The following is a 23,640-nucleotide window of genomic DNA, read 5'->3' on the forward strand; positions in this document are numbered from 1 at the left end:
CCACGGATAAAAAAATCACCGAAAACAGTTGCAAAAATTAACACCGTTGCTGGTGATACGCCCCACCTTTTCCCAACAACCCTGCAAGGGTTGCGTCAATTTTCGCTCGGATAGGATCACTGACGTTAGCCGCAGGACCGGATAGCGCGGGATAATCATGCCGTGTCCATTGCCGCAACCACTTTCAGGGTTGTCCGGTCATGGTGGATGGCGTACCCAAGGTGGAATTGGCTCCCATTGCCCCTGCCAATTCGACCTTGTATAGCTGCTCCGATGACGCAATCCATACTGGATTGTCCGGAATGGCACCCCATCATCCCGGACGGGATGACAGAATGTAGCGTCATGAGGGGAACGGGGCATGCCCTTCGGAAAGCCATCCAATAAACCCAACTGCACCCGCTCCGAGGTGCCAGAGTTTACTTTATTCCAAATCGCTATCAAGATGAGACTCATTCGCTGGTCTTTTAAGCTGCTGGCTTCGTTGCTCGCTCGTTATCCCGACAGGTCGGGACGGGTATGCGCCTCGCTCGCGTCTCGCCAGCCGCCCAAAATCCTGCGCGCCTTAGTCTCAGCTTGAAAGCTCATTGGAATTAACGCCCGCCGTTAAAGTTGGGGAACCTCGTTTTTTGAAGTTTTTGGCGGTTTTTTGCGCAAGCAATCTATTTTCAGGATGTAACCTACATGGTTTTGGCTGGAAAGCAGGTTCAACCGCCCCAAAACCACCGAAAATTTTCAATAATTGGGGAAAACGAGCCTTGCACAATTGGTGGGGGATGGACAGGATTGAACCCATCGCAAATATGTTATCCAAAATCATATCCGGGTTGCTCGTATGCAGTTGGGTGACCGCCCTCACGGCGGCAGAACCGCCGCCAGCACTACCGCCTCACCCCCGGTTGTTGTTGAATGCGGACGGCATCGCCCAGCTCAAGGCGCGGGTGACCGCCGCACCATGGGCAAAGCGGGAATGGGATGCCTTACTCAAGCAAACCAGCCGATACCTTTCACAGCCCGTGGAACTGCCACCGCGCGGCGGCAATTGGAGTCATAATTATGTGTGTCCCACTCATGGGGCGCGCTTGAAGCAGGGTCAAAAAATCGGCCCGTGGCAGTGGGAACACTGGTGCTCTGCGGGCAAACATAACCTCAAAGGCGATCCGTCCAAAGGCTCGCTGGACTTTGATGGCAATGCCATTTCCGGGATTCACTTTGAGCTGGCCAAACAGGTTGTGGACCACGGCTTGGTATTTCAAGTGACCGGCGACGCGCGCCATGCACAGAAGGCGCGGGAAATTCTATTGGCATACGCGGGTAAGTATCTCGACTACCCCATGCACAACAACAAGGGAGCGCCGGGAAAAGGCGGCCGGGTGGCCTCGCAATCCCTGACCGAGGCATCCTGGGTGATTGAAATCGTTCAAGGGGCCGATCTGGTTTGGAGCACCCTGAGCGACGGGGATCGCACGGCGATCACCCGCCAGATCCTCAGACCGGCCCTCGAGGAAACCATTCTGAAGAGCAAACTGGGGATTCATAATATCCAATGCCGGCTGAACAGCGCGATTGGCCTCGTCGGCTTTCTACTTGGGGATCAAACCTTGATTACCCGGGCCATTGACGATCCCACGCTGGGATATCGTCAACAGATGGAACGCGGCGTGCTGGCCGATGGCATGTGGACTGAAGGCAGTAGCGGATATCACTTTTTCACCGTCGCCGGGGTCTGGCCGCTAACTGAGGCGGCGCGCAACTGCGGGATGGATTTGTATGGTGAGAAATTCAAGCGCATGTTTGACGCGCCCCTGACCATGGCCATGCCGAATTTTGTGCTACCCGATTTCAATGACAGCGGCATGATGAGCCTGCAAGGCGAGGCTGACTTGTATGAACTGGGCTATGCGCGCTACCGGAACCCGGCATACGCCGCGCTCCTCTCCCAGAGCAAACGCCAGAGCCGGATGGCGCTCCTGTATGGGGTGACGGAGTTGCCCCCGGCCAGCACCCTGACGCTGGCGAGCCGAAATTCCCCAGCCTCCGGCTACGCCATTCTGCAACGCGGACAGGACCAGGACGCAACCTGGTTGTGCGCCAAATACGGCCCACATGGCGGCGGGCATGGCCATCCGGATAAAAACCACTTCCTCCTGTTCGCCCACGGCCAGGTCGTGGCACCGGACGGCGGAACCCATGCCTATGGCTCGCCACTGCACAACGGCTGGGACAAATCCACCTTTGCCCATAACACGTTGGTGGTCGATGAGACCTCCCAGAAAGCCGCCGAGGGCCGGAGCCTGGCGTTTGGATCGGAGCAAGGAGTGGATTTCTCCATGACCGAAGCGGGGGCCATTTATGCCGGGGTGCGGTTTGTGCGCACCATTGCCCTGCTCACGCCAGAAATAATTGTATTTATGGATCAAGTGCGCGCCAGCGAGCCACACACCTATGACCTGGTCTATCATCAGATGGGCCACTGGCAGGGATTGACTGCCGGCCAGCCATGGACGCCACCGAATCGCCCGGGCTATCAGTACTTGACCGAGGCCACAGTTCGCAACCTTGGCCCGGATGGATTGCGGCTGCAAACCACCATCAAAGCGGACTGGCAACCGGTGATCCACATCGCCAGCGGGGAACCAGTGGAAATCATCACCGGCCATGGCATTTTGAAAACTACCGAAGACCAAGTGCCCCTGGTGATTCAAAGACGCAAAGGCACCGAGGCCGCGTTTTTGTGGGCGGTGTCGCTGACCAACCAACCGGTCACGCTCCGCTCCCTGCCGCTCAAGGACGGTGGCGGAGCCAAACTGGCAGCTTCCGAGGCAATGCTGGTGGAAGTGTCTGCCGGTCGCCAACGCTGGCAGTTACTGGCAAACCCAGAAAAGCGAACTGTGGTTATGGACGGCCCCTCGCTGCCCCTCACCACCAGCCCGTTTCAGGTCTGGACCAAATAGATATTTTACTTTAACGCCCGCCGTTAAAGCCGGGAACCCTCGGGTTTTGACGTTTTTAGCGGTTTTTTGCGTAAATGCCTTATTCTCAGCATGTAACCTGCATGGTTTGGGCGAGAACACCGGCTCAATTACCCCAAAAACCTCAAAAAACGTCAAAAATCCATGTGCGTTTTGGCGAAACCTACATGGGTTTGACTGAAACCCACATAGGATTGGCTCAGACCCACATGGGTTTGGGCCAATCCCACATGGGGTTGGCTGTGGCCGGCATGGGGTTGGACCAAACCTACCCAGGATCGGCTCAGACCCACATAGGATTGGACTGGAACCCATATGGGTTTTTGCCAAACCCACATGGGATCGACTGAAACCCACATGGGATCGGCGGCGGCCCACATGGGTTTGGCCATCATGAAGCAAACCGCCCCGGTCCAATTTTGGCTTGCATTAAAACCCTGCCGGCGGTGAAAGTACTCACCATGAAATTCACACAAGCAATGCAAGAGGTTTTTAACCGGCTGGCGCGACAGGCAAAATGGATCGCCTTGGTCTTGGCGGTAGCAGCGCTGAGTGGATGTGCAACCACCAGCGGCGTTTTGTATTCAACATGGAATGGTCCTGCTGAAGAATGGCCAACTACATCAGGAGCGATGGCAGAGGCGTCTTTCGCTCTTCCTGTATATTTAAACAATAATCCGGAGAAGCCTTATCAGGTGATTGGTATGGTGCGGTACAAAAGTCCCTTTGGACAGTCACGCACATATTGGCGCGACAAGATTATTGAGCGATTTGTGGAAAAGACCCTGGAAATTAGCGCTGACGCATTGATCATTCCCACCGTTCAACCAAATCCACGGTCAGAAATGATTGGTTACGTCATTCAATGGATTCCAAGTGCTATTGTGGAAGCGCAAAAGCAGGCCAAATTAAAATTCTGGAAGGACTTTGAGGAAAAGAACGGCAAACTGATGCAGAATCGGGAATTATTTGAATGCGGGATAAAATATCTGGAAACAAAAGGAATCAAACCGTGCAGCGAGGACATGGCCAAACAGTTGGCAGACCTGCTTGGGCAGATAACAACCCAGGACAAGTCCCGCTGGACCGGCCCTTGGCTGGTCAAAGGACACATTCAAAACAAGCGCCTGGTTTCGGCACAAACCGAGACGTTTGTGACGCTGGCCCAGATTACGGAGGCGGGGAAGAAGTACGTTTTCATCACCCAAGGCGCGCGCTGCGAACTGAATTTCAACGGCACCATTGAACCCGGACAAATCAAAGGCACGCTGGGCATTGGCGCGAAGGATTTTTCCGTGACCACGGAAATCACCGGAGTAGTGGTGAATGATAAAATCTCAATCACCCTGCGGCAGTTGACCGAAGCGGGAGTCGTGGAAGGCAATTTGACCTTATTGCGTTAAACAACAACCAAAGCAAAATCGTTATGAAAAAAACAATCCTCATCCTGTCCATAGCGGCTGTGACTCTTGGTGGCTACCTGCTCTATCCCGCCAAGGCCGATTCCAAGAATTCATCGCAAACGTATGAGTATGCCACAATCCGCTGGAGTGGCCGTGAGAACACACACCTGATCCGCCCCAACGGCGAGGCGGAAATGCTGGGACCGCTCTTCGCCAACGTCCCCAGACGCCGTGATAAGAGCGAACGCGTGGACGACCGGGTGTTATGCCTGAACATTGCGGTCAACGCCTTGGCCAAGGAAGGGTATGAAGTGGCCGCCATGACCAGCGACGAAGTCATGATGAAACGCCCCACGGCTCGCTAAAGTTGAAGTTGGTGATAGAACAACGACCGAGGACAATACAAATCAAGTGAACACGGAGATGCAAACAGACCTCGCAAAACGAGTTAAACAGGAGGTGCTACGTCCGTTTCAAGACAATCCTGCCCCAGCACTTACCGACGTCCAGGTAAAGCAGGCCGTTAATCTCCTTTTTCAAGTGCTCAATCATGAGATCGGCGATGCGGATCTTGATGGGGTGGGAGGCGAAATTATTGCCGGTTTACACCGGTGGATTAAAAAGCATGATTTAGTAAAGCTCGCCGACCGCTACGAACCGTTTTGCAAGTTCCTGCTTAGTTTCCTAGATCCAGCAAAATACGCCCAATTGCAGCAGGAAACATCTGATCGGCTTTCAGCCGCAAAGGTCATTAAATCACTTAATTTGGTGAGTAATAAAGATTTTAGCCTTTTTGAATGCTGCAGGTGGCAAGATTTCCCGCCGAAAGAAATCGTGGGGAAACCTGGTTTTATCGAACATATAGCGCGCATTTATGTTTATCGAAACCTAGACGACCACAGGGCTCGTATTCTGAGCATACACGAGAAAGCACAGGTGGCACAGAGTTTTTGCGTATTCCTTGTCTGGACGATACTTAAACATGAGGAACAAATACGTTTAAAACTCACCGCAGCCCGGTTTTCGCCTTACCTCAATAGAATACGCGACGAATTCAAGACCATCGGAATCACATACGTTGAACTCCTTTCCGAAACTCGTTCTGCTGAGGAATACCGCATCGTGGATCCCTTGCTCCCAGTGCCGGACTTCCCACAGGATGGACAACCACTCGCGACATCAACATTACCGGATACCAACCGCATCACAGTCATTGAAGCAGAGCCTGGGGCAGGTAAGACCACAACACTCAAGTACCTCGCATGGAAGCATGCCGACAATATGCTTTCCACCCACCATAATGGTGCATGGCATGTACCCGTTTACCTCAAATTACCCCTTCTCGAACATGAAAAATCGACGATTAAATCGGCCGTGCTCCAACAAATGGGATTATCTGGAAACCTTTCCAAAGAAATCCCGTGGAATTCGATCCTATTGCTCATTGACGGATTGAACGAAGTGTCCCTGCGAGCGCAAGCAGGCTATAAAACAGAAATTAACGACATAATCACACGTTTCTCGGACGTTCGTACGGTTGTCGCTAGCCGCCCAAATTTCTTTGGCGGTGAGTTTGCTGCATGTATTGTCGTATTGCGGCGGCTAACCGATAAGCAACTTATCACGCTGTTCCGTCATGCGCTCAAGAGTGAAAACGAAGCCGAAAAACTCCTTGCTGTTGTTTTGCAAAATCAGTTCCTTTCGTCCTGGTCTCGAGTTCCATTACACGCGGCAATGATCGCAGGCCACGTCCAACAAAAAGGCCTCGACGGCTTTTCAAACCATTCTAAAGCGATTCGCCATTTTCTGCGAAAATTTTTGGATAAAGAAGCGAAATCACCCGGACAGACATTTTTGACAACAAAAGAACTGTTATTATCGCACCTCGCGTTTATAACCAAGTTATCCCATATCTCCCTATTTTCCCGAGCGGTAGCAATTAATACTCTTCGCACAACAACGCAGAATATTGGCGCAATAACACTCGATGTGCCTTTGTTCATTCAAGAAGTATTGGCCAATAACCTTCTCCAATGCTCAGACGAAGATAAGCTTCAGTTCACCCATGAACTTTACCATGACTACTTTACTGCATGCGAATTGGAAGCGAAAGAACAGCACATACCAGAATCGGGAGTCGAATTTGTCCAATCCCATTTTTCAGACATGCACTGGTTCGAATGCATTCGCCTGTTTGCTGGTCTGACCGGCACCAGCCGCACATTGATCGCGCGTGGCGCTGAACTCAATCCGTTGCTGGCTTGGAGGCTAATGAAAGATGCCAACTTACGTGAGCCTGAACTGAATCAAACGGTCGCCCTAGCCGCCTATTCCGTTCTTGAAGGAAGCCTTTATAAAGAGGGCATCGCCGCGATCGCTGGAGCATGCCTGCCCATCCTAGCGAGTTTAGAGCGTGATGATCTTGTCGAGCAGGCGATCATTAGACAACAGCAGGTTCTTGTGCCAGTGGGTTTGCGGAAGATGCCGGAAGATGAACGGCGTGAGGAATCAGAAAGGATGCAGGAAGCGATGGTTCCTCTTAACTACGGTCTGATTTCTGTCTTCCGATTGGCAAACCAAGAACAACAATTAAGCGAAGAAGGCTGCTATTGCAATGCAGCCCGTGCGGTAATTCGAGCCTGCATAAAAATTAAGGCTGCACGCATTCTAGCGGCGATTCTAGCTTCATGGACAGGAAAGACTTTCGAGGCCACATCACTGGTTCCTAGTGGAGTACTCGAAGCTATCATTGACATCGGCGTTGATAAAGTTTTGACGGCCGAAGATTCGTCTTTAAACGATGCTCTGGCAAAATGGCTCACGCGAGCATCGGAAGCAGGATTTTCCAAGGCTTGGCCAGCATACGGGCGCATAGTGACCTACCCATACAAAACGCCTGGCTTAAAGCGGAATCCAACCGAAGTACTGAAATGGCTTCGGAAAGCGCATGAAGGCGGGGATAAGTCTGGCACATTGCAGTTGGCGCTGTTGCTGATTGAATACCCTTCTGTAAATAATATTGGTGAAGGGGAGCGGCTGTTACGGGAATTGTCGCAGACTCATGACCTGGCCCGCTTTGAGCTTGGCAAGCTGCTCATGTCTAGCAAGCGAGCCGAACAGGATAACGCTGAAGGTTTCGACATATTGCTCGCTCTTGCGGAAAAGAACCATTCTGACGCTCATTCGGAGGTATTTCAGCTATGGTGTAGTTGGTTTGTTTCCGATCAAACTTCATTTCAACTGTTGTTACCCAATTGGGCTTTTCCATTTGAGCTTCGACTGAAGGCGCTGGTTCCCAACATATCAGAAGCCCGATAATATTCAATCAATCGCATGCTTTTTATAACCTCATTGTATGAACGTGTTGATCCTGACAACAAGAATCGGCTGGAAGCAACAGGATGACCGCCATGACCAGCGACGAAGTCCTGATGAAGCGCCCCACCGTTCGTTAAAGGTGGCGGTGAACCCAATCCCCCGTAGAAGGCGACGGGAGGAGACTCTTTCAGGGTTACCCGGTCGCTGGGGATGGCAACCCATCATCCCGAACGGGATAATGGGTTGCCCTTCCGGACAATCCAGTATGGATTGCGTCACCAAAGGCCAAGGTCGAATCGGCAAGGGGATGGGGGCCGATTCTACCTTGGTTACACCGTCCACCTTGACTGAACAACCCCGAAGGTGGTTGCGGCAATGGATCCGCTTCCTTTTGCCCCGTTTGCTCGCGAAAAAGCCATGACATTCGGGGGCAGCTTGTTTAACGTAGCGGCGCTGCATGGCTAGCGAAACACAAATGACACCGATGATGGCGCAGTATCGCCGTATCAAGGGCGAACTGCCCAAGGATGCGCTGTTGCTGTTCCGCCTCGGGGATTTCTATGAGATGTTTTTCGAGGATGCGCAGATCGGGTGCCAGTTGCTGAATGTGGCGCTGACCAAGCGCGGGGTGGTGCCCATGTGCGGCATCCCGTTTCATGCCGCCAATGCGTATATCTCCCGGATTCTGAGGGCGGGCCGCAAGGTGGCGATCTGCGATCAGATGGAGGAGGCGCGTCCCGGGCAGTTGGTGAAGCGGGAGGTCACGCAGATTCTGAGTCCCGGCACGCACTTTGATGATCGAATGTTGCAGGCGGAGCGCAATAATTACCTGGCCAGCGTCTGCCAGACGGGCGGGAATTACGGGCTGGCATGCGTGGACCTGACCACCGGCAGCTTCCGGTGCACCGAGGTGCAGGGCGATGCCGCGCTGATGACGGAGCTGGAGCGGTTGCGCCCGGCGGAAATCATCGTGCCGTCCGAGGCGGCCAATCTGCAAACGTTGTTGCGCGGCGCGTTTTCCATTCTCAATGCGTATGACGATTGGGTGTTCGCGCCGGATACGGCGGTGTTCACGGTGCGCGATCATTTCAAGGTTGCCACGCTCGATGGCTTTGGCCTGAAAGGCCGGGGCGCGGCGGTGGGGGCGGCGGGAGCCGTGCTGCATTACCTGACGCAGCATCTGCGGCGGGATGTCGCGCATTTGATTTCGCTGGGCTTTTACGAGACCAAGGATTTCCTGGCGCTGGATTCGACGACGCTGCGGCACCTGGAGATTCTGGAGCCGCTGCATCGCGATTCCCCGCGCACGGCGTCGCTGTACGGCGCCATGAACCGCACCGTCACGCCCATGGGGGCGCGGAAGTTGCGCGATTGGCTCTCGCAACCATTGTCGGACGCCGGGGCGATCCACCGGCGGCAGGAAGTGGTGCAGACGTGGATGGCGCAAAGCGGTTGTCTGGAACAAGTGCGGGTGAAGTTGAAAGAGGTGCGGGATTTGGAACGCACCATCGGACGCCTGAGCGTGGGCTCGGGCAACGGGCGCGATTTGCAGGCGCTGCGATTGGCGCTGGAACAGTTGCCGGGCATCCGTCAGGTGTTGGCGGAAGCAGGCAGTCTCGCGGCAGCCACCTTGCAGGAGCCCAGCCCGGAGCTGCTGCCCGGTCAGGCGGTCGGAGCCACAGCGGCGGAGCCGACGTTGTTGGCGGAGTTGGCCGCGCAAATCAACGAGCAACCCGCGCTGGTGGATGTGATCGCCCGGGCCATCACCGAGGAACCGCCGCTGGCCTTGAAGGAAGGCGGGCTGATCCGGGATGGGTTCGATCCCGCGTTGGATGAGTTGCACCAGGCGATGCGCGAGGGCAAGGACTGGATCGCGCGGTTGCAGCAGCAGGAGATCGAACGCACCGGCATTAGCTCGCTGAAGGTGCGCTTCAATTCGGTGTTCGGATATTACATCGAGGTCACCAGGTCGAATCTGGACAAGGTGCCGGCGGATTATGTGCGCAAGCAGACGATCGCCAACGGCGAGCGGTACATCACGCCCGGCTTGAAGGAGATGGAGTCCAAGATCCTGGGCGCGGAAGAGCGCAGCATGAAGCTGGAGTACGAGCTGTTCCTGCGGGTGCGGGAGCAGGTGTTGCAGCAACTGGCGGCCATCCAGACCACGGCGTCGGCCCTGGCGCAACTCGATGTGCTGGCGGCGTTCGCCGAGGTGGCGCGCGTGTATAATTACTGCCGCCCGATGGTGGGTGATGAAGGCCGGATCGCCATACGGGACGGCCGGCACCCGGTGCTGGAGCAGAGCCTGGTCGAGGAACGCTTCGTGCCGAATGACACCGAACTGGACAATACCGCTTGCCAGATCGCGCTGATCACGGGCCCCAACATGGCGGGCAAAAGCACGTACATCCGGCAGGTGGCGCTGCTGACGTTGCTCGCGCATACGGGATCGTTCCTGCCAGCTCGCGAGGCCCGGATTGATCTGGTGGACCGGATATTCACGCGCATCGGGGCAAGCGACGACATCGCGCGTGGGCAATCCACGTTCATGGTGGAGATGAGCGAGACGGCGAACATCCTCAACAACGCGACCCGGCGCAGCCTGATTATTCTGGATGAGATCGGGCGCGGCACCAGCACGTTTGACGGGTTGAGTTTGGCATGGGGGATAGTGGAGCACCTGCACAATGTCGTTGGCGCCAAGACGCTCTTTGCCACGCATTATCATGAGCTGACGGAATTGGCGGGACGCCTCGAACGTCTGCGCAACTTCAACGTGGCCGTGCGGGAATGGCACGATCAGATTGTGTTCCTGCGCAAAATTGTCGAGGGCGGCACGGATAAGAGCTACGGCATCCAGGTGGCGCGCCTCGCGGGTGTGCCCAAGGCGGTGATCGAACGGGCCAAGGTGATTTTGGGTAATCTGGAGGAATCGGAATTGACGCCAGATGGCACCGTGCGCCAACCCGCCCGCCAGCGTGATCGGGAGAAGCTAAAGTCCCTGACCCCCGCACCGCAGATGGATTTGTTTGGGTGAGTCATTTCCCCTTGCGCTGCAGCCAGCGCCGGCCATCGCGATACAGCCGGATCATGCCGCCCGTGTATTCAGGGCCGAGGTACTTGATCATGGCGGTAAAATCGCCCGGGCAGAGTTTGAGCGCCAGGTCCATTGCGGCTTGCTGGTCGGGAGTGAAGAGCTGATCGAGGTCCACGGCTTCACCGGCGGCAATCGCGTCCAGCAAATGACCGCAAACGGTGTTGACGACCAATCCCCGCTGGCGCGCAATTTCCGCGGGTGATTGTCCCCGGCGGTGACGGGACAACGTATCGGCAACGGTATCCGTAATACCTGCGGTCCTTTTCATTGCGACGGGTGCCGCTTCCACCGGGTCCGCGAACTCCTGGCGCGAATGGCTCTTGATGAAGAATGTAATTTCCGCCAGGAAGGCCGCGCCGAACTCATGCAGCTTATGCGTGCCCACCCCGTGGATGCCCGCAAATTCCTCCTGTGATTGCGGATAGCGCCGCGCCATGTGGCGCAGGGAGACATCCGAGAAAATTACGTAGGGCGGCACGCCGCGCTCTTCCGCCATCCGGCGGCGCAGTTCCCGCAGGATGTCAAACAGCGCCTCATCACACTCGATTTCGCCCGCGCGGCGGGCCTTGGGCGGCTCGGTCTTTTTGGGTGGGCGCGTGAGCATCACCGTTTTGCGTTCCTTGAGCAGGCTCAGCCCCTCGGCGGTGAGGCTGAGGGTGGCGAACGATTCATCCGATTGCGCGAGATACCCCAGCCGGATGAGTTCCCGTCCGATGGCCTGCCATTCCGGGCGGCTGGTCTCCCTGCCGATGCCGTACGTGGAGAGCGTGTGGTGTTCCCAGCGCCGGATCTTCTCGGTGTCCGCGCCGGTCAGCACCTCCACCAGGTGATTGAGCCCCGCGTTGAATCCGCTCTTCTGGCGGATGCGGAAGACGCAGGAAAGGAACTTTTGCGCCAGGATGGTGCCATCGTACTTTTCGCGTGTGCCAAGGCAGTTGTCGCAGTTGCCGCAATTGGTGTCCGGGTATTGCTCGCCAAAATAATCGAGCAGCGAGACGCGGCGGCATTCACTGATTTCCGCAAAGTTCGCGATGTGCTGCAATTGCTGGCGGGCAATGCGTTGTTCCTGGGGATCGGTCTTCTGGTCAATGAAGATTTTATACTTCATCACGTCACCGGCACTGAAGAGCAGCAGGCACTCGCTGGGCAGGCCATCCCGCCCCGCGCGCCCGGTTTCCTGATAATAGCTTTCGACATTTTTCGGCAGATCGTGGTGGATGACAAAGCGGACGTTGGGCTTGTTGATGCCCATGCCGAAAGCAATCGTCGCGCAGATTACTTGCGTCTGATCCCGGATGAACCGCTCCTGGTGAGTGGACCGCTCCTCCGGAGTGAGCCCGGCGTGATACGGCAGGGCGCTGACGCCATCGTCTTTCAATCGTTGCGCCAAACTTTCGGTGGTCTTGCGGGCCTGGCAATAGATGATGCCGCTTTCCCGTGGACGGCGGCGGATGAACGCCAGCACCTGTTCGTAAGCGCCCTGCTTGGGCTCCACGCGATAGGAAAGATTGGGCCGGTTGAAGCTGGCGGTGTAGCAGACCGCGTTCTCCAAATGCAGTTGCGTGAGAATGTCCTTGCGCACCCGTTCCGTGGCGGTCGCCGTGAGGGCCATGACCGGCACCTTGGGCATCAATTCGCGCAGGCGGGTCAGTTGGCGGTATTCCGGGCGGAAATCGTGGCCCCATTCACTGATACAATGCGCTTCGTCAATCGCGAACCGGTTAACGTTCCACTTCGGTACTTCGGAGAGGAAACCATCCAACACCAACCGCTCCGGAGCGACATAGAGTAACCGATACTCGTTCTGGTACAGCCGCCGCCAACGTTCCCGCGCGTCCGCCTTGGAAAGGGAGGAATTCAGAAACGTGGCCGGAATACCCGCTTGGTCCAGAGCGTCCACCTGATCCTTCATCAGGGCAATCAGCGGGGAGACCACAATTGTCAGGCCCGGTTGCACCAAGGCGGGCAACTGGAAACACAGGGATTTTCCGCCACCGGTGGGCAGCAGCGCCAGGACGTCGCGCCCCGCCATGGAATCGCGGATGATCTCCTCCTGAAGCGGACGGAACGTGGCAAATCCGAAATGTTGTTTCAGGGCCTGACGTAAGTCCATTGCCGGTGCAGCTTCCATTGTAGCAAAATTTTATCGCGCGCGGCGGATGACTCAGCGGGTGTGGGCGTGCGCCTTTTCGCGCAACTTCAGCAGGCGTTCCCCGGCTTGCACCAAGGTGTCGGTCTTCTTCGCAAAGTGGAAGCGGATGAGGTGCCGGACTGGTTCGCGGAAGAAGCTGGAGCCGGGCACGGGCGCGACGCCGACGGTTTTGGTCATCCATTCGCTGAAGGCGAGGTCATCCTGCCAACCGAACTCCGAGATGTCCACCATCACGTAGTAGGCCCCCTGCGGTTTGGTGTAGGTCAGGCCCGCCTGGTCCAGATATTTGAGAAAGAGCGCACGCTTCTCCGTGTAGGTTTGGCGCAGTTCCGCGTAGTAACTGTCGGGTAACTCCAACGCGGTTACCGCTGCCTCCTGCAATGGAGCAGCCGCGCCCACAGTCAGGAAATCATGAACTTTGCGAACGCCATCAATGACCGCCGGCGGGGCGATGACATAGCCAAGCCGCCAGCCGGTAATGGAGTAAGTCTTGGAGAGTGACCCGCAGGAAATGGTGCGTTCAAACATCCCTGGCAGGGAGGCGAAAGGCGTATGGACATGGGGTTCATACACGATGTGCTCATACACTTCATCCGTGATGACATAGGTATCATGCTCCTCGGCCAGGCGGGCAATGAACAGGAGTTCCTCCCGCGTGAAGACTTTGCCGGACGGGTTGGCGGGATTGCACAGAATCAGGGCCTTGGGCTTTTGCGCGAAGGCGCGCCGCAACGCTTCGGGATCAAAGGAGAAGTCAGGCGGATGCAGGGGGACGTGGATGGGCACGGCACCGGTCAGGATGGTGTCGGCCACGTAATTCTCGTAGAACGGAGAGAAAATGATGACCTTATCGCCCGGATTGCAAGCGGTCATCATGGCGGCCATCATGGCCTCGGTGCTGCCGCAGGTGACCACGAGATTGGCATTGGGGTCTATTGGCAGTTGGAAGAGGCGCGATTGTTTGCGGGCCAGGGCGGCGCGGAAATTCGGCGCGCCCCACGTAATCGCATACTGGTGCGGGCCATGGCGGGCAGCGCGTTCAAGAGCTTGGAGCAGGCATTCGGGCGGATCGAAATCGGGAAATCCCTGGGACAGGTTGATGGCCTGGTGGGCCAAGGCGACCCGGGTCATGCGGCGGATGACCGATTCGGTGAAGCCAGCCAGACGATTGCTGATGTTGGGCATGGGGAAAAGGCGATGAGATTCAGGCAGGGGAGTGCGGGCCGGCCAAAGCCGGCAGCATGTTCGGGGACCTGCGCACTGTGATATTCACGGCGCTATGCAAGCGGAAGGGCGAAAGTTTGGCAACCGAAATCCGAGGTCGGAGCGGATGGGATTGCAGAGCGATTGAATGCCAAAGGCTTTACGCCAACACCGCTTTGGACTTCAACCGGTATTCCGCAATCCGCAATCCGAATTCCGAATTCCGAATTTATGGCCCCGCCTTGTTCAGTTCAACAATTTATTGATTGCGCGCCATTTCTTATCTCGGCCCATCGGTTATTTTCGTTTCTTGTCAAAATACGCCCGGATTGCCAGCAATTCTCTCCAGCCCCGCTGTTTTTCCAAAACGACGAGGCCCATCACCGCCAGAAGCAACCCCGCCACCCAGCCTTTGAATGTCATGCTATCGGTATTATTGACTGCCGAGAGTAGAGTCAGTGCCGCCAGGCCAATAAGCACCAAGCCCCCCAGGATTCGGGCCGCCCAAGGCGGCGTCAAGTCTTCGGAGCAATACGCCGCTATCTTCCGCTCCCCGGCTGCCAGGTATTCCGCCGCAAACCGACCCGGTTCAAGACGCAATCGTTTCTCAATGAACTCAAAGAGCCTGAAATAGTCGGATTGCTGTTCAGGGCTGAAAACGTTTTTGGCCAGTGCGAATTCGTGATACACCGGAATGAAGAGTTCCCGTGTTTTTCCTCCCCGGACAGTCCGGATATACAGATCCCGCTCATATTCCTGGGCTGCTCCCACCACTGCATTCACATAGACCGTGCTGTAGAATCGTATCTCAACGACATCCTCCCATCGCCGTTTTTTTAGTCCGTATTGGATAATCTGATCGTCATACTGAAGCACCATAAACCCTTTGAAAATCGCCGCCAGCTCGGCAAAGCCAATCCCCATGAGGCCAAAGCAGACCAGAGCAAGAACGGCTGCCCAAAAGCCCGGCGGCGACTTCAGACAATAGGCCCCCCACAAAAACAGCGCCAGGCCCGCGGGCAGGCACAGGACTGTCAATGAACGCAGTCCCCAGGCCATTTTATACGGGCGGAATTTGTGTTCTCTTTTCATGAATATTGAGGGACAAAGAACGCGTACAACATAAAGTCCTTACGTCGGCTCGTACTTTCAAACGGCAGCCAGCCTAAACTGATAGGAATTTGCTTTTTGGCACATTGGATGCTTTCATTTGTCGCGTTGCGGTAATCAGCCCGCCATTTTTTGGCTGGCCATCCCGCGAAACACGGGGGGTTGTTTAACGTGGTTGTGGCCACCACGCCAACATTGGCGCGGCATTTTAAGACCGTTCAACTCCTCAACCGTCGCCGGGCACACGCCCAGCGCCGCAAAGGCACGGGTAACATGCCAAAGTGCCCGTTGCTTTCAATAGCAATTTTAAAGATTTTATGGCCCCGCTCAAACCAGCGGCGGTTTGAATTCCCTCAATCCGAAAGGATTGACAGCGTGTAGCCGGTCGGTCGCGAGGGGCACGGGGCGCGACCACCGGAAACACGGGAGAAGGGGCCGCACCCGAATGGGGTGCCAGAGCGTCCCTGCCCTGCTTCTGGATGAAACTGCCGCGACGCCAAACCGCCTCACGGCCATTCCGCAATCCGCAATCCGCAATCCGAATTCGAGGGTTCCGCATTCCGCATTTAAGGCCCCGCCACCGAGCATCCAAGGGCCACTGCGCGTATGCGCGGCGCAAGCCCTCGGCATTCCCCTCCCGGCTGAATTGATACCACGCAAACACCCCGGCGCTCAACGCCCGCATATCTCCCTCGCGATACTGGCTCTGCCGTCGGCGTTCAAACCGGCGCTTGGTCGCCCCCAGGATGCGCGGGCGCAACCCCGGCAGAAAGCGAAACCCGCAGAATGGCACTCCTTCCCGCGTGGCCAACAGCCGGGATTTGGGTTCCGCCAGCTTCAAGCGCACCCGCGCCAGTTGCTCCCGGATCATCTCCCGCAAATCCCAAAGCCGGGCCGGATCGTCGCCAAACAACAAAAAATCATCCGTATAACGCAGATACGCGCCATGCCGTTGCTGCTCGGTTACCCAATGATCCAGATCATCCAAATAGAAGTTCCCCCATAATTGGCTGGTTAAATTGCCGATGGGCAGACCACGGGGCCGCTCCGCCGCCGCCAGCATATCTTCCCCTGGGAATAAGGGCGGCGGCAATTCCGTGCCCGTGTGGTAACTATCCATGATCTTCCCGATTAACGCCAGCACCCCTGGGCACGCCACGCGCGCCGCAAGTCTGGCGTAAAGCACCGCATGGTCCAGGTTCGGGAAGAACTTCCGCACATCGCACTTGAGCACATACCGGTAACGATTGGTCAACTGCCGGCAACACTCCCGCGCCGCCGTGGTGCCTTTGCCGATCTGGCAGGAATAGCTGCGGGCGATGAACGTGCGCTCCAACACCGGGGCCAAAAGATTGCATAGCGCATGATGCACCACCCGATCCCGAAACGGCGCGGCGGCGATCAACCGCCGCTTGGGATCGTGGATTTCAAAGAAACGGTACCCGCCCGGCTCGTAGGTGCCCGCCAGCAACTCCTCATGCAGGCGCGCCAATTCCCCTTCCCGCCGCAACCACCACGCCTCCACATCTGGCCGCCGGGTCTTGCCCTGCCGCGCCTTCACGGCGGCCAGCCATAGATTGTCCAGGGATGCCACCCTTTCCAGCGTGCAATAATGCTGCCAATAGCGTTGACTCTTAGCCATGAATGCTCATACGGAGCCGCCGCCTATATATACTATGTTAGTCGAACTCACCGGCTGGACCATGGACCGCACTGCGGACCTGCCCAAGAGCCAGCGGTTCACCTTTGGCCAGCGGCTGGATAACGTAACTCTGGACAGCCTGATGCTGGCCACCCGCGCCCTGTACGCGCCCCGTGGCCAAAAGCTCCCGCTGTTGGATGAATTGAACCTGTTGCTGGAGCAACTGCGGGTGCTCTGGCGTTTGGTCGAGCAGCGCCGTTGGATCAGCCGCCAACAACTCTTGTTTGTAATATCTCGCATTGATGAAATTGGCCGCATGACCGGCGGCTGGCGGCACAGCCTTGCGCAGCCGGATAAAAAGCGGCCGTGACTTTCAGCCAGTCTATGCTTACCGGCCACGGCCGCCACCGCGTCTTTTCCCCGGCTTCTCCGGGGCGTGGGCGGGGCGGTTAGGTGGCTGCTTGGCTCTGGCGGGCAAGCCCGGATAGCCGGCCCGCATCGCGCCGATCTTTGATGCTTGCTGCACCAGCACCTTCGCGCCGACACCCCCACCGCCACCACCAACCGAAACCCGTTGTTGTTGTTCCGATTGTCGGGCGTATTGTTGTTACGGTTAGACGACAGCAGATTCCTGGAATCATTGTTGTTCCACGACCCGCCCCGCAACACCCCGCGTCGGCCACCCCGGCCACTTCCAACATAAGCTGACGCTGCCTTGCGGCTTACCGCCAACCCGGTTGAAATTTTTATATTTTGCGCGCTACGCGCGCGGTAAAAAGATCAAAAAAACAAAAACCAAAGGGTAAAAAGGTAAAAGCATAAAGGGTAACCGCCGCAGCCACCTAACGCGCCGACACCCCCACCGCCACCACCAACCGAAACCCGTAGTAGTTGAACCGATTGACGGGCGTATTGCTGACACGGTTAGACGACAGCAGATACCTGGAAACAACGTTGATCCACGACCCGCCCCGCAACACCCGGTATTTCTGGTCCGTATCATACCAATCCTCGCACCACTGCCACACATTCCCGCCCATATCATATAAACCATACGGATTCGCCTTATAGCTGCCTACCGGCGACGTCGTCGCGTACCCGTCATCATAACCCTCAATAAACGTCCACTTCTCACCGAACTTCTGGCGGCTCGTCATATCCGCGTAGTTCCCCGCCCCCTTCGGCGGCGGCCATTGATTGCCCCAGGGATAGACCCCTTCCAGTTTTCCACTCTTATCACTCGGCGTGCCGTTCCCTTCCTTATCCCCAATCCCCACCGCATCGCTCCATTCCGCGTCCGTCGGCAGCCGATACACCTGCCCGGCGGCCAATTCTCCCTCTCCTTGTTCCTTCTTGGTCAGCCACGCGCAAAATGCCTTGGCATCCTCCCAGCTTACCATCGTCACCGGATGCTCCGGCCCATTGCTCACTGGCACGCCCTCCCATTCCACCTTCTTCCACGCAGCATCCACCCCCGGATTGGCAGCGGCATACACCGCATAGTCCTGCACCCGCACGTCCCAAATGCCAAACAGCACCTTCGTCCCCGGCACCGGCGCAAACGCCATCCCCAGACTATTCGTCCAGCGCGCGCCCAGTTGCGGCCCCGCCTTTTGCTTCGCCGCCTCGTCTTTGGCCTTCTGCTCCGCCAAGGCTTTCAGCCGGGCGTCTTCCTCAGCCTTTCTCTTCGCCTCCTCTTCCCGCGCTTTCTGTTCCGCCAACGCCTTTTGTTTCTGCGCTTCCTCGGCTTTCCGCTTTTCCTCCGCCAATGCTGCCGCTTCCGCCTCGGCCTTGCGGCGTGCTTCTTCCTGCGCCTTGGCTTCCTGTTGTGATTTGAGTAACGCCGCCTCCAGCTTGGCTTTCTCTTCGGCCAGTCGTTGCCGCTCGGCTTCCCCCTGCTGTTTGGCCCCCGCCAACCGCTGGGCCTCCGCCGTCTCCCGCGCCAGCTTCTCCGCCGCCTGCTGGTCCGCTGCGGATGATTGCTGCCCGGCTTGCTGCCGCCGTTGCTCCGGCAGGTGTTTGCCAAAGTACCATCCCCCCACCGCCAGCAACGCCAACAGCGCAATGACTCCCGCCCAAAGGAGCGCGGGTCTCCCGACCCGCTTGGCTTTATTAACCTCAGGCACGCCAACCGTTCGCGGAACTTCCGAGACTTCTCCCGCGCCCCCCGGCGGGTCGGAGACCCGCGCTCCTTGGCTGGCTTCCCCGATCTCGGTGGTTCGCGCCGCGATCGTCACCGGCACCGCTTCGGCTCCTGGCGCTAGCTGGTCCAGTTCATCGAGACGCGCCGCCACGGTGGGCGGCAGTTCCGCGCGGGTCGCCGGTATGGTGGCGGGGATGGTTGGGGACGGCTCCGCCGCAATCGTGGCGGGGATTACCTCGGATTGAGAGGCCGGAATGGTAACGGGGATCACCTCAGCGGGCGAGGCCGCCACCGTCGGCGGCGCTGCCAGCGGAATACTCGCAGGCGGGACGCCTGCGCCACTCTTCCCTTCTAACTCCTGACTCCCAGATCCTAACTTCTGCTCTCCCACTTCTGCCTTTTGCCTTCTGCCTTCTGCCTTTTCGATCTGTTCCCAAACGGCTTGAACGGTGGACGGGCGCTTCTCCCGTTCTTTTTCCAAACACGCCATGACCACCGCGCACACCGGCGGCGGCACGTCGTTGGTAATCTCGAACTCCCGCAAGCGCGCCGGGATGGAATCCGGCGCGACCTGAGACACTTGATACGGGATCAGCCCCGCGTAAAACGGCGGCTTGCTGGTCAACAAGTGGTAGAGCGTCGCCCCTAATGCGTACACGTCATCCTCCGGGCGCGGCTTCTTGCCGCACATCTGCTGCGGGCTCATGTACGCCGGCGTGCCGCTAGAATCATGCTTCACCGAAATCCGGCTCAGCGAATCCGAGACCACCGCCGCGATGCCAAAGTCCGCCAGCTTCAACCGCCCGCGCCCGTCCACCATCAGATTGGCGGGCTTCAGGTCGCGGTGGATGACGCCTTCGCCATGGGCGTACGTCAGCGCGTCGCACAGTTGCTTCACCCACGGCACCAGGCTATCCCACGCGAAGACGCCGCCGGGTTGTTCCCAGCAGAGTTGGTGCAGGCTCTTGCCCTCGACGTATTCCATGGAGATGAAGGCGGCCTCGCCCGGCGCCTCATGGAGATCATGGATGCGGACGATATGGGTATGGGTGAGCTCGCGCGCGCACATGGTTTCCTTGCGCAGGCTGGCAAGCGCTTCGACATCGCTCTGGACGAGCGCGGGGACAAACTTGAGCGCGACGCATTTCCCGAAGCGTTCATCCCGCGCCAGCCAAACCATCCCCATGCCGCCCTGCCCCAGCAACCGCTCCAATACAAAGCGCGCCGCCCCGACCTGCTGGCCGGGGACCCATTGCGCGCTGCCGGTAGGGCTTGCCATGGCGGGAGAGTACCGGAAACTGGTCCACGGCGGGAAGGAAAAACAGTAATCAGTGATCAGTAATCAGATTCAAACGGAAGGAAAAACCATGGCAAAACTAGTATCTGGCAAAAAATAAGGAACTGAATTTGCATGTCAACGTGGACTGAGCGCGACGGCTGCCAGTGAAGAGTAATCAGCGATCCCCCCACGCAAGGGAAGTGGGAACGATCCCGAACACGGTGAATGCCGGGCTTTTAGCGCAGCGCAGATACGCGTGAAAAGGTGGCGGAGCAGCACCACCGCCATCACTTTTTGTCAGCCCCAACTGCGGGCAAAGGCTTAATCAGGGCGTCGGCGCGGAGCCATAGATCGGTGGGCACGCCGAGCGCCTGTTTGAGCGCGACATCGCGATCCCAGGGGTTTTTAATATGGCTGATGGTCCACATCTGGCGGCAAGTGAGGCGCAAGGGAAAGAGCCAGGCCGACGCCAACACCGGGATGTTATTGATCGGGAAATCGGTGCCGTAAAGCAACCGGCCTTGGAACTCCGCCCGCCGCAACGCTTCGGGGAAATACCCCTTCTTGTTGATCTGCGTCAGCGAGGAAATATCGGTGTACAGGTTCGGATAGAGCGGCATGAGGCGCGCCAATCGGTCAGTGGCGCGCTCGCCCTGGTACGTGCCGGTGGAGGCGGCGTGCGCGGCAATCACCGTGACCCCCAACCGCAATGGCAGGCGCAGCCGATCCGGATCGGCAAGTTCATCGTGCGATCGGGTGAAGGAATGTTCAAAGCCGGTGTGGGTCAGGAGCGGGAGCTGGAGTTGCACGAGCTTTTGGTAAAAGGGAATCAGCTTCTCGTCCGCCGGATCAATCTCCTGGATGGGCGGCAGCCACTTCACCAGTTTGGCACCATGCGCCTTGGCCCAATCGAGCCGCTCCAGCGCGTCTTTCCGGTACGGGTTGACGCTCGCGCCGAACAGCAGGTTGGTGTACTTGGCGACTTCGCGCGCGACGAATTCGTTGGGGATATACACCTCGGTTTGCGCCAGATCGAGTTCCCCCTGCGCGTTGACAACGCCATCCAACGCCAGCACGACCGCCCAGCCTACGTGGTGACTGGCCGCGATCTGCCCGGACATGCGTTTCATGATCAGCCCATCGCCTTGCGCCTTCAATTCTGCTTCCGTAACCCCGAACGTTTTCAGGTAAAGTCCGAACTTGAAGTTATCCTGCAAGGCTTTGGATACGAAACACCCGCTATCCCCCGCCCCAATGCCAGCCGCATGGCAGTGGACATCAATCATTTTCGTGGCCGGCAACGGTTGCGACGGCAGGATGGGGCCGCAGAACAGAATATGCCGGCAGCCCAACGCACACACGGGCAGCAACACCAGTGCCCATTGCAGCAACCGCACCCAGCGCCGCCGGGGCGACTTGGGAGTGGCTCCCGACTTCATGGAATCCTGTTCAGACATACAGCACGTTCATGGGGTACAAAGGCCGTTTATTGGCTGCGCCCGAACTTTTTCTCAAGTTCGCCGTAGTTCATTTCGATCATCGTGGGGCGGCCGTGCGGGCAGGTGTACGGCATGGCGCATTGACGCAGATCGCGAATCAGATTTTCCAGCTCCGCCCCAGCCAGGAGGTCGTTGGCCTTGACGGCGTGACGACACACAGTCTTGGCGACGGTGTGTTCGCCCAGGCGGACGCTGTTCACCTCGTTGCCGGCGGCCTTCAGCTCATCCACCAATTCGAGTACGAACCGGCGCGGGCTTTCCACGCGCACAAACGGAGGCAAGCCGTCCAGCAGAAAGGTGCGCTCGCCGAATTCGCTCAGGCTCACCCCAAGGCGCGTCAGGGTCGGGAGCAATTCCCGCAGGAAATGCGCGTCGCGGGGCGGCAACTCCACCGTCTCCGCGATCAGGAGGCGCTGCGTGGGGGCCTGCTCCTGGCGCTCCATGCGGTCCAGCATTTGCTCGAACAAGATGCGCTCATGCGCGGCGTGTTGATCCAACAGCACCAGCCCGCGATCTGATTCCAGCACGACGTATAATTTGCCAATCACCCCGACCAACCGCAACGGCACATGCAAGAGCGGAACGGGCTCGCCGGGCGACAGCTTCGGGAGCACGGGTTTCTCAGGAGCGACCGGGGTTTGCGCGGTTGGCACTGGAACCGTTTGGGGTGGCATCACCGAATCGCTTGGGCGGTTGAAGATCGGCTCGGCCTCCACCTGCATCGGCGGTTTACCCGGCGCCGCCAGCGGCGTTTGCACCGGCGGATACGGCCATTGCACCTCGGGTTTGGATAAACTGGGCGCGGTTCCCACCGGCAACTCGGTTTGCTCGGGCACCGGGATGGACGCGGCGGGCTCGGTGGTGGGAGGCACCGCGGCCGACGCAATCAACTCCGGCGTGTGAAAACGCAACAAGGTCTGCCGCACCGCTTGCGCCACCACGGAACGCACGGCACGCTCATGGTGAAACTTCACCTCGCGCTTGGACGGGTGGATATTCACATCCACCAGCGAGGGCGGAATCTCCAGGAACAGGCAACACACGGGAAACCGGCCTTTCATCAGCGCGGTATGGTAGCCTTCCATCAGCGCGGCGTTGATGCCCCGGTTTTCCACCGGGCGGCGGTTGACGAACAGGTGCTGTTCCTCGCGCGTGGCGCGGGAAACGCCCGGCGCGCCCATCAAACCCCAGACGCGCATCTTGGGCGCGGCACTGGGGCCTTCAAGGATTTCCAGGTTGTCCGTATCCGGTTCGGCGGGCGCGGGCAGCGTGCCCGTGTGATCCAGCGCCAACAGCTTGATGTCGCCGCCGTACAAGGCCCGGTGCCGTTCCCGCAACACCGCAAGCAGGTCGCCGCCCTTTACTCCCGGCAATTGCCAGACGAGCCGGCCATCTTTCATGAACGTGAAGGAGATGCCCGGATGCGCCAGCGCAGCCAGCGTGAGATAATGATGGATGTGCGCCGATTCGGTTTCCTCGCTGCGCAGAAACTTGCGACGCGCCGGCAGGTTGAAAAACAATTGCCGCGCCTCAACACAGGTTCCCGGCGGGCTGCCGGCGGCCTTCACCTCCTGTATTTTGCCGCCGTTGACGATAACCTGCGCGCCTTCAGGGGATTGCCCGTCGCGCTCGCGCGTGATGATACTGAACCGGCTGACACTGGCAATGCTGGGCAGAGCCTCACCGCGAAAGCCCATGGTGGTGATGGCATACAGGTCCGACGCCTGCTGAATCTTGCTGGTGGCATGGCGTTCGAGCGAGAGCAGCGCGTCATCGCGGCTCATGCCCAGGCCGTCATCGGTCACCCGGATCAGGCTGCGGC

15 protein-coding genes are annotated in these 23,640 nt (G+C 58.0%); 6 read left to right on the forward strand and 9 right to left on the reverse strand.

Annotation, left to right across the window (positions count from 1 at the left end):
• Positions 1 to 571: 571 nt before the first annotated feature.
• Positions 572 to 820 carry a hypothetical protein gene (locus WCO56_20395; GenBank protein ID MEI7731945.1) on the reverse strand — a complete coding sequence of 83 codons (249 nt, stop codon included), beginning with the start codon at positions 818 to 820 and terminating at the stop codon, positions 572 to 574.
• Here WCO56_20395 and WCO56_20400 point away from each other — a divergent pair.
• Positions 804 to 2,954, forward strand: coding sequence for a heparinase II/III family protein (locus WCO56_20400; GenBank protein ID MEI7731946.1), 2,151 nt, complete (start codon positions 804 to 806; stop codon positions 2,952 to 2,954). The two genes, WCO56_20395 and WCO56_20400, sit on opposite strands and share 17 nt — an antisense overlap.
• A 409-nt stretch (positions 2,955 to 3,363) precedes the next feature.
• Here WCO56_20400 and WCO56_20405 read toward each other — a convergent pair whose 3' ends face one another.
• Positions 3,364 to 3,645 (reverse strand): hypothetical protein, encoded by a 282-nt coding sequence (locus tag WCO56_20405; GenBank protein ID MEI7731947.1) that lies wholly within the window; start codon positions 3,643 to 3,645, stop codon positions 3,364 to 3,366.
• A 172-nt stretch (positions 3,646 to 3,817) separates the two neighbouring features.
• Here WCO56_20405 and WCO56_20410 point away from each other — a divergent pair, with 172 nt between their 5' ends.
• The 4 genes from WCO56_20410 (at position 3,818) to mutS (ending at position 10,730) form a co-directional block, all read left to right on the forward strand.
• Complete coding sequence (locus tag WCO56_20410; GenBank protein MEI7731948.1) at positions 3,818 to 4,375, forward strand: hypothetical protein; 558 nt, start codon at positions 3,818 to 3,820, stop codon at positions 4,373 to 4,375.
• A 23-nt stretch (positions 4,376 to 4,398) separates the two neighbouring features.
• Positions 4,399 to 4,740 carry a hypothetical protein gene (locus tag WCO56_20415; GenBank protein ID MEI7731949.1) on the forward strand — a complete coding sequence of 114 codons (342 nt, stop codon included), beginning with the start codon at positions 4,399 to 4,401 and terminating at the stop codon, positions 4,738 to 4,740.
• A gap of 46 nt (positions 4,741 to 4,786) precedes the next feature.
• Positions 4,787 to 7,693: a hypothetical protein gene (locus tag WCO56_20420; GenBank protein MEI7731950.1), complete on the forward strand. Its 2,907-nt coding sequence runs from the start codon at positions 4,787 to 4,789 to the stop codon at positions 7,691 to 7,693.
• Positions 7,694 to 8,168: 475 nt separating this feature from the next.
• Complete coding sequence (mutS, locus tag WCO56_20425) at positions 8,169 to 10,730, forward strand: DNA mismatch repair protein MutS (protein ID MEI7731951.1); 2,562 nt, start codon at positions 8,169 to 8,171, stop codon at positions 10,728 to 10,730.
• A 1-nt stretch (position 10,731) separates the two neighbouring features.
• Here the strand turns inward: mutS and recQ are convergent, their stop codons facing one another.
• The 4 genes from recQ to WCO56_20445 form a co-directional block, all read right to left on the reverse strand.
• The gene (gene recQ / locus WCO56_20430) at positions 10,732 to 12,903 is read right to left on the reverse strand and encodes a DNA helicase RecQ (protein ID MEI7731952.1); all 2,172 of its coding nucleotides are present in this window, start codon (positions 12,901 to 12,903) and stop codon (positions 10,732 to 10,734) included.
• 51 nt (positions 12,904 to 12,954) lie between these two features.
• The gene (locus WCO56_20435) at positions 12,955 to 14,127 is read right to left on the reverse strand and encodes an aminotransferase class I/II-fold pyridoxal phosphate-dependent enzyme (protein MEI7731953.1); all 1,173 of its coding nucleotides are present in this window, start codon (positions 14,125 to 14,127) and stop codon (positions 12,955 to 12,957) included.
• Between the two features lie 315 nt (positions 14,128 to 14,442).
• The gene (locus tag WCO56_20440; GenBank protein MEI7731954.1) at positions 14,443 to 15,237 is read right to left on the reverse strand and encodes a hypothetical protein; all 795 of its coding nucleotides are present in this window, start codon (positions 15,235 to 15,237) and stop codon (positions 14,443 to 14,445) included.
• A gap of 244 nt (positions 15,238 to 15,481) precedes the next feature.
• Positions 15,482 to 16,897, reverse strand: a complete 1,416-nt coding sequence (locus WCO56_20445) for a reverse transcriptase/maturase family protein (GenBank protein MEI7731955.1) — start codon at positions 16,895 to 16,897, stop codon at positions 15,482 to 15,484.
• 34 nt (positions 16,898 to 16,931) lie between these two features.
• Here WCO56_20445 and WCO56_20450 point away from each other — a divergent pair, with 34 nt between their 5' ends.
• A complete protein-coding gene (locus WCO56_20450; protein ID MEI7731956.1) occupies positions 16,932 to 17,267 on the forward strand; it encodes a four helix bundle protein in 336 nt (111 codons plus the stop codon).
• Positions 17,268 to 17,739: 472 nt separating this feature from the next.
• Here the strand turns inward: WCO56_20450 and WCO56_20455 are convergent, their stop codons facing one another.
• From WCO56_20455 to mutL, 3 genes are all read right to left on the reverse strand, one after another.
• A complete protein-coding gene (locus WCO56_20455) occupies positions 17,740 to 20,319 on the reverse strand; it encodes an SUMF1/EgtB/PvdO family nonheme iron enzyme (GenBank protein MEI7731957.1) in 2,580 nt (859 codons plus the stop codon).
• A gap of 287 nt (positions 20,320 to 20,606) precedes the next feature.
• Positions 20,607 to 21,776 (reverse strand): amidohydrolase family protein, encoded by a 1,170-nt coding sequence (locus WCO56_20460; GenBank protein MEI7731958.1) that lies wholly within the window; start codon positions 21,774 to 21,776, stop codon positions 20,607 to 20,609.
• A gap of 29 nt (positions 21,777 to 21,805) precedes the next feature.
• Positions 21,806 to 23,640, reverse strand: a 1,835-nt coding sequence (mutL, locus tag WCO56_20465) for a DNA mismatch repair endonuclease MutL (protein MEI7731959.1), incomplete at its 5' end; no start/stop codon positions are given.

The organism is Verrucomicrobiota bacterium (assembly GCA_037139415.1).
Lineage (GTDB): Bacteria > Verrucomicrobiota > Verrucomicrobiia > Limisphaerales > Fontisphaeraceae > JBAXGN01.

Excerpts from the sequence above, each read along its gene's own strand:
- WCO56_20400 (MEI7731946.1), top strand. The coding sequence starts at position 804 with ATGTTATCCAAAATCATATCCGGGTTGCTCGTATGCAGTTGGGTGACC.
- WCO56_20395 (MEI7731945.1), bottom strand. The coding sequence starts at position 820 with ATGATTTTGGATAACATATTTGCGATGGGTTCAATCCTGTCCATCCCC.
- WCO56_20410 (MEI7731948.1), top strand. The coding sequence starts at position 3,818 with ATGATTGGTTACGTCATTCAATGGATTCCAAGTGCTATTGTGGAAGCG.
- WCO56_20415 (MEI7731949.1), top strand. The coding sequence starts at position 4,399 with ATGAAAAAAACAATCCTCATCCTGTCCATAGCGGCTGTGACTCTTGGT.
- mutS (MEI7731951.1), top strand. The coding sequence starts at position 8,169 with ATGACACCGATGATGGCGCAGTATCGCCGTATCAAGGGCGAACTGCCC.
- recQ (MEI7731952.1), bottom strand. The coding sequence starts at position 12,903 with ATGGACTTACGTCAGGCCCTGAAACAACATTTCGGATTTGCCACGTTC.
- WCO56_20435 (MEI7731953.1), bottom strand. The coding sequence starts at position 14,127 with ATGCCCAACATCAGCAATCGTCTGGCTGGCTTCACCGAATCGGTCATC.
- WCO56_20440 (MEI7731954.1), bottom strand. The coding sequence starts at position 15,237 with ATGAAAAGAGAACACAAATTCCGCCCGTATAAAATGGCCTGGGGACTG.
- WCO56_20445 (MEI7731955.1), bottom strand. The coding sequence starts at position 16,897 with ATGGCTAAGAGTCAACGCTATTGGCAGCATTATTGCACGCTGGAAAGG.
- WCO56_20450 (MEI7731956.1), top strand. The coding sequence starts at position 16,932 with ATGTTAGTCGAACTCACCGGCTGGACCATGGACCGCACTGCGGACCTG.
- WCO56_20455 (MEI7731957.1), bottom strand. The coding sequence starts at position 20,319 with ATGGCAAGCCCTACCGGCAGCGCGCAATGGGTCCCCGGCCAGCAGGTC.
- WCO56_20460 (MEI7731958.1), bottom strand. The coding sequence starts at position 21,776 with ATGTCTGAACAGGATTCCATGAAGTCGGGAGCCACTCCCAAGTCGCCC.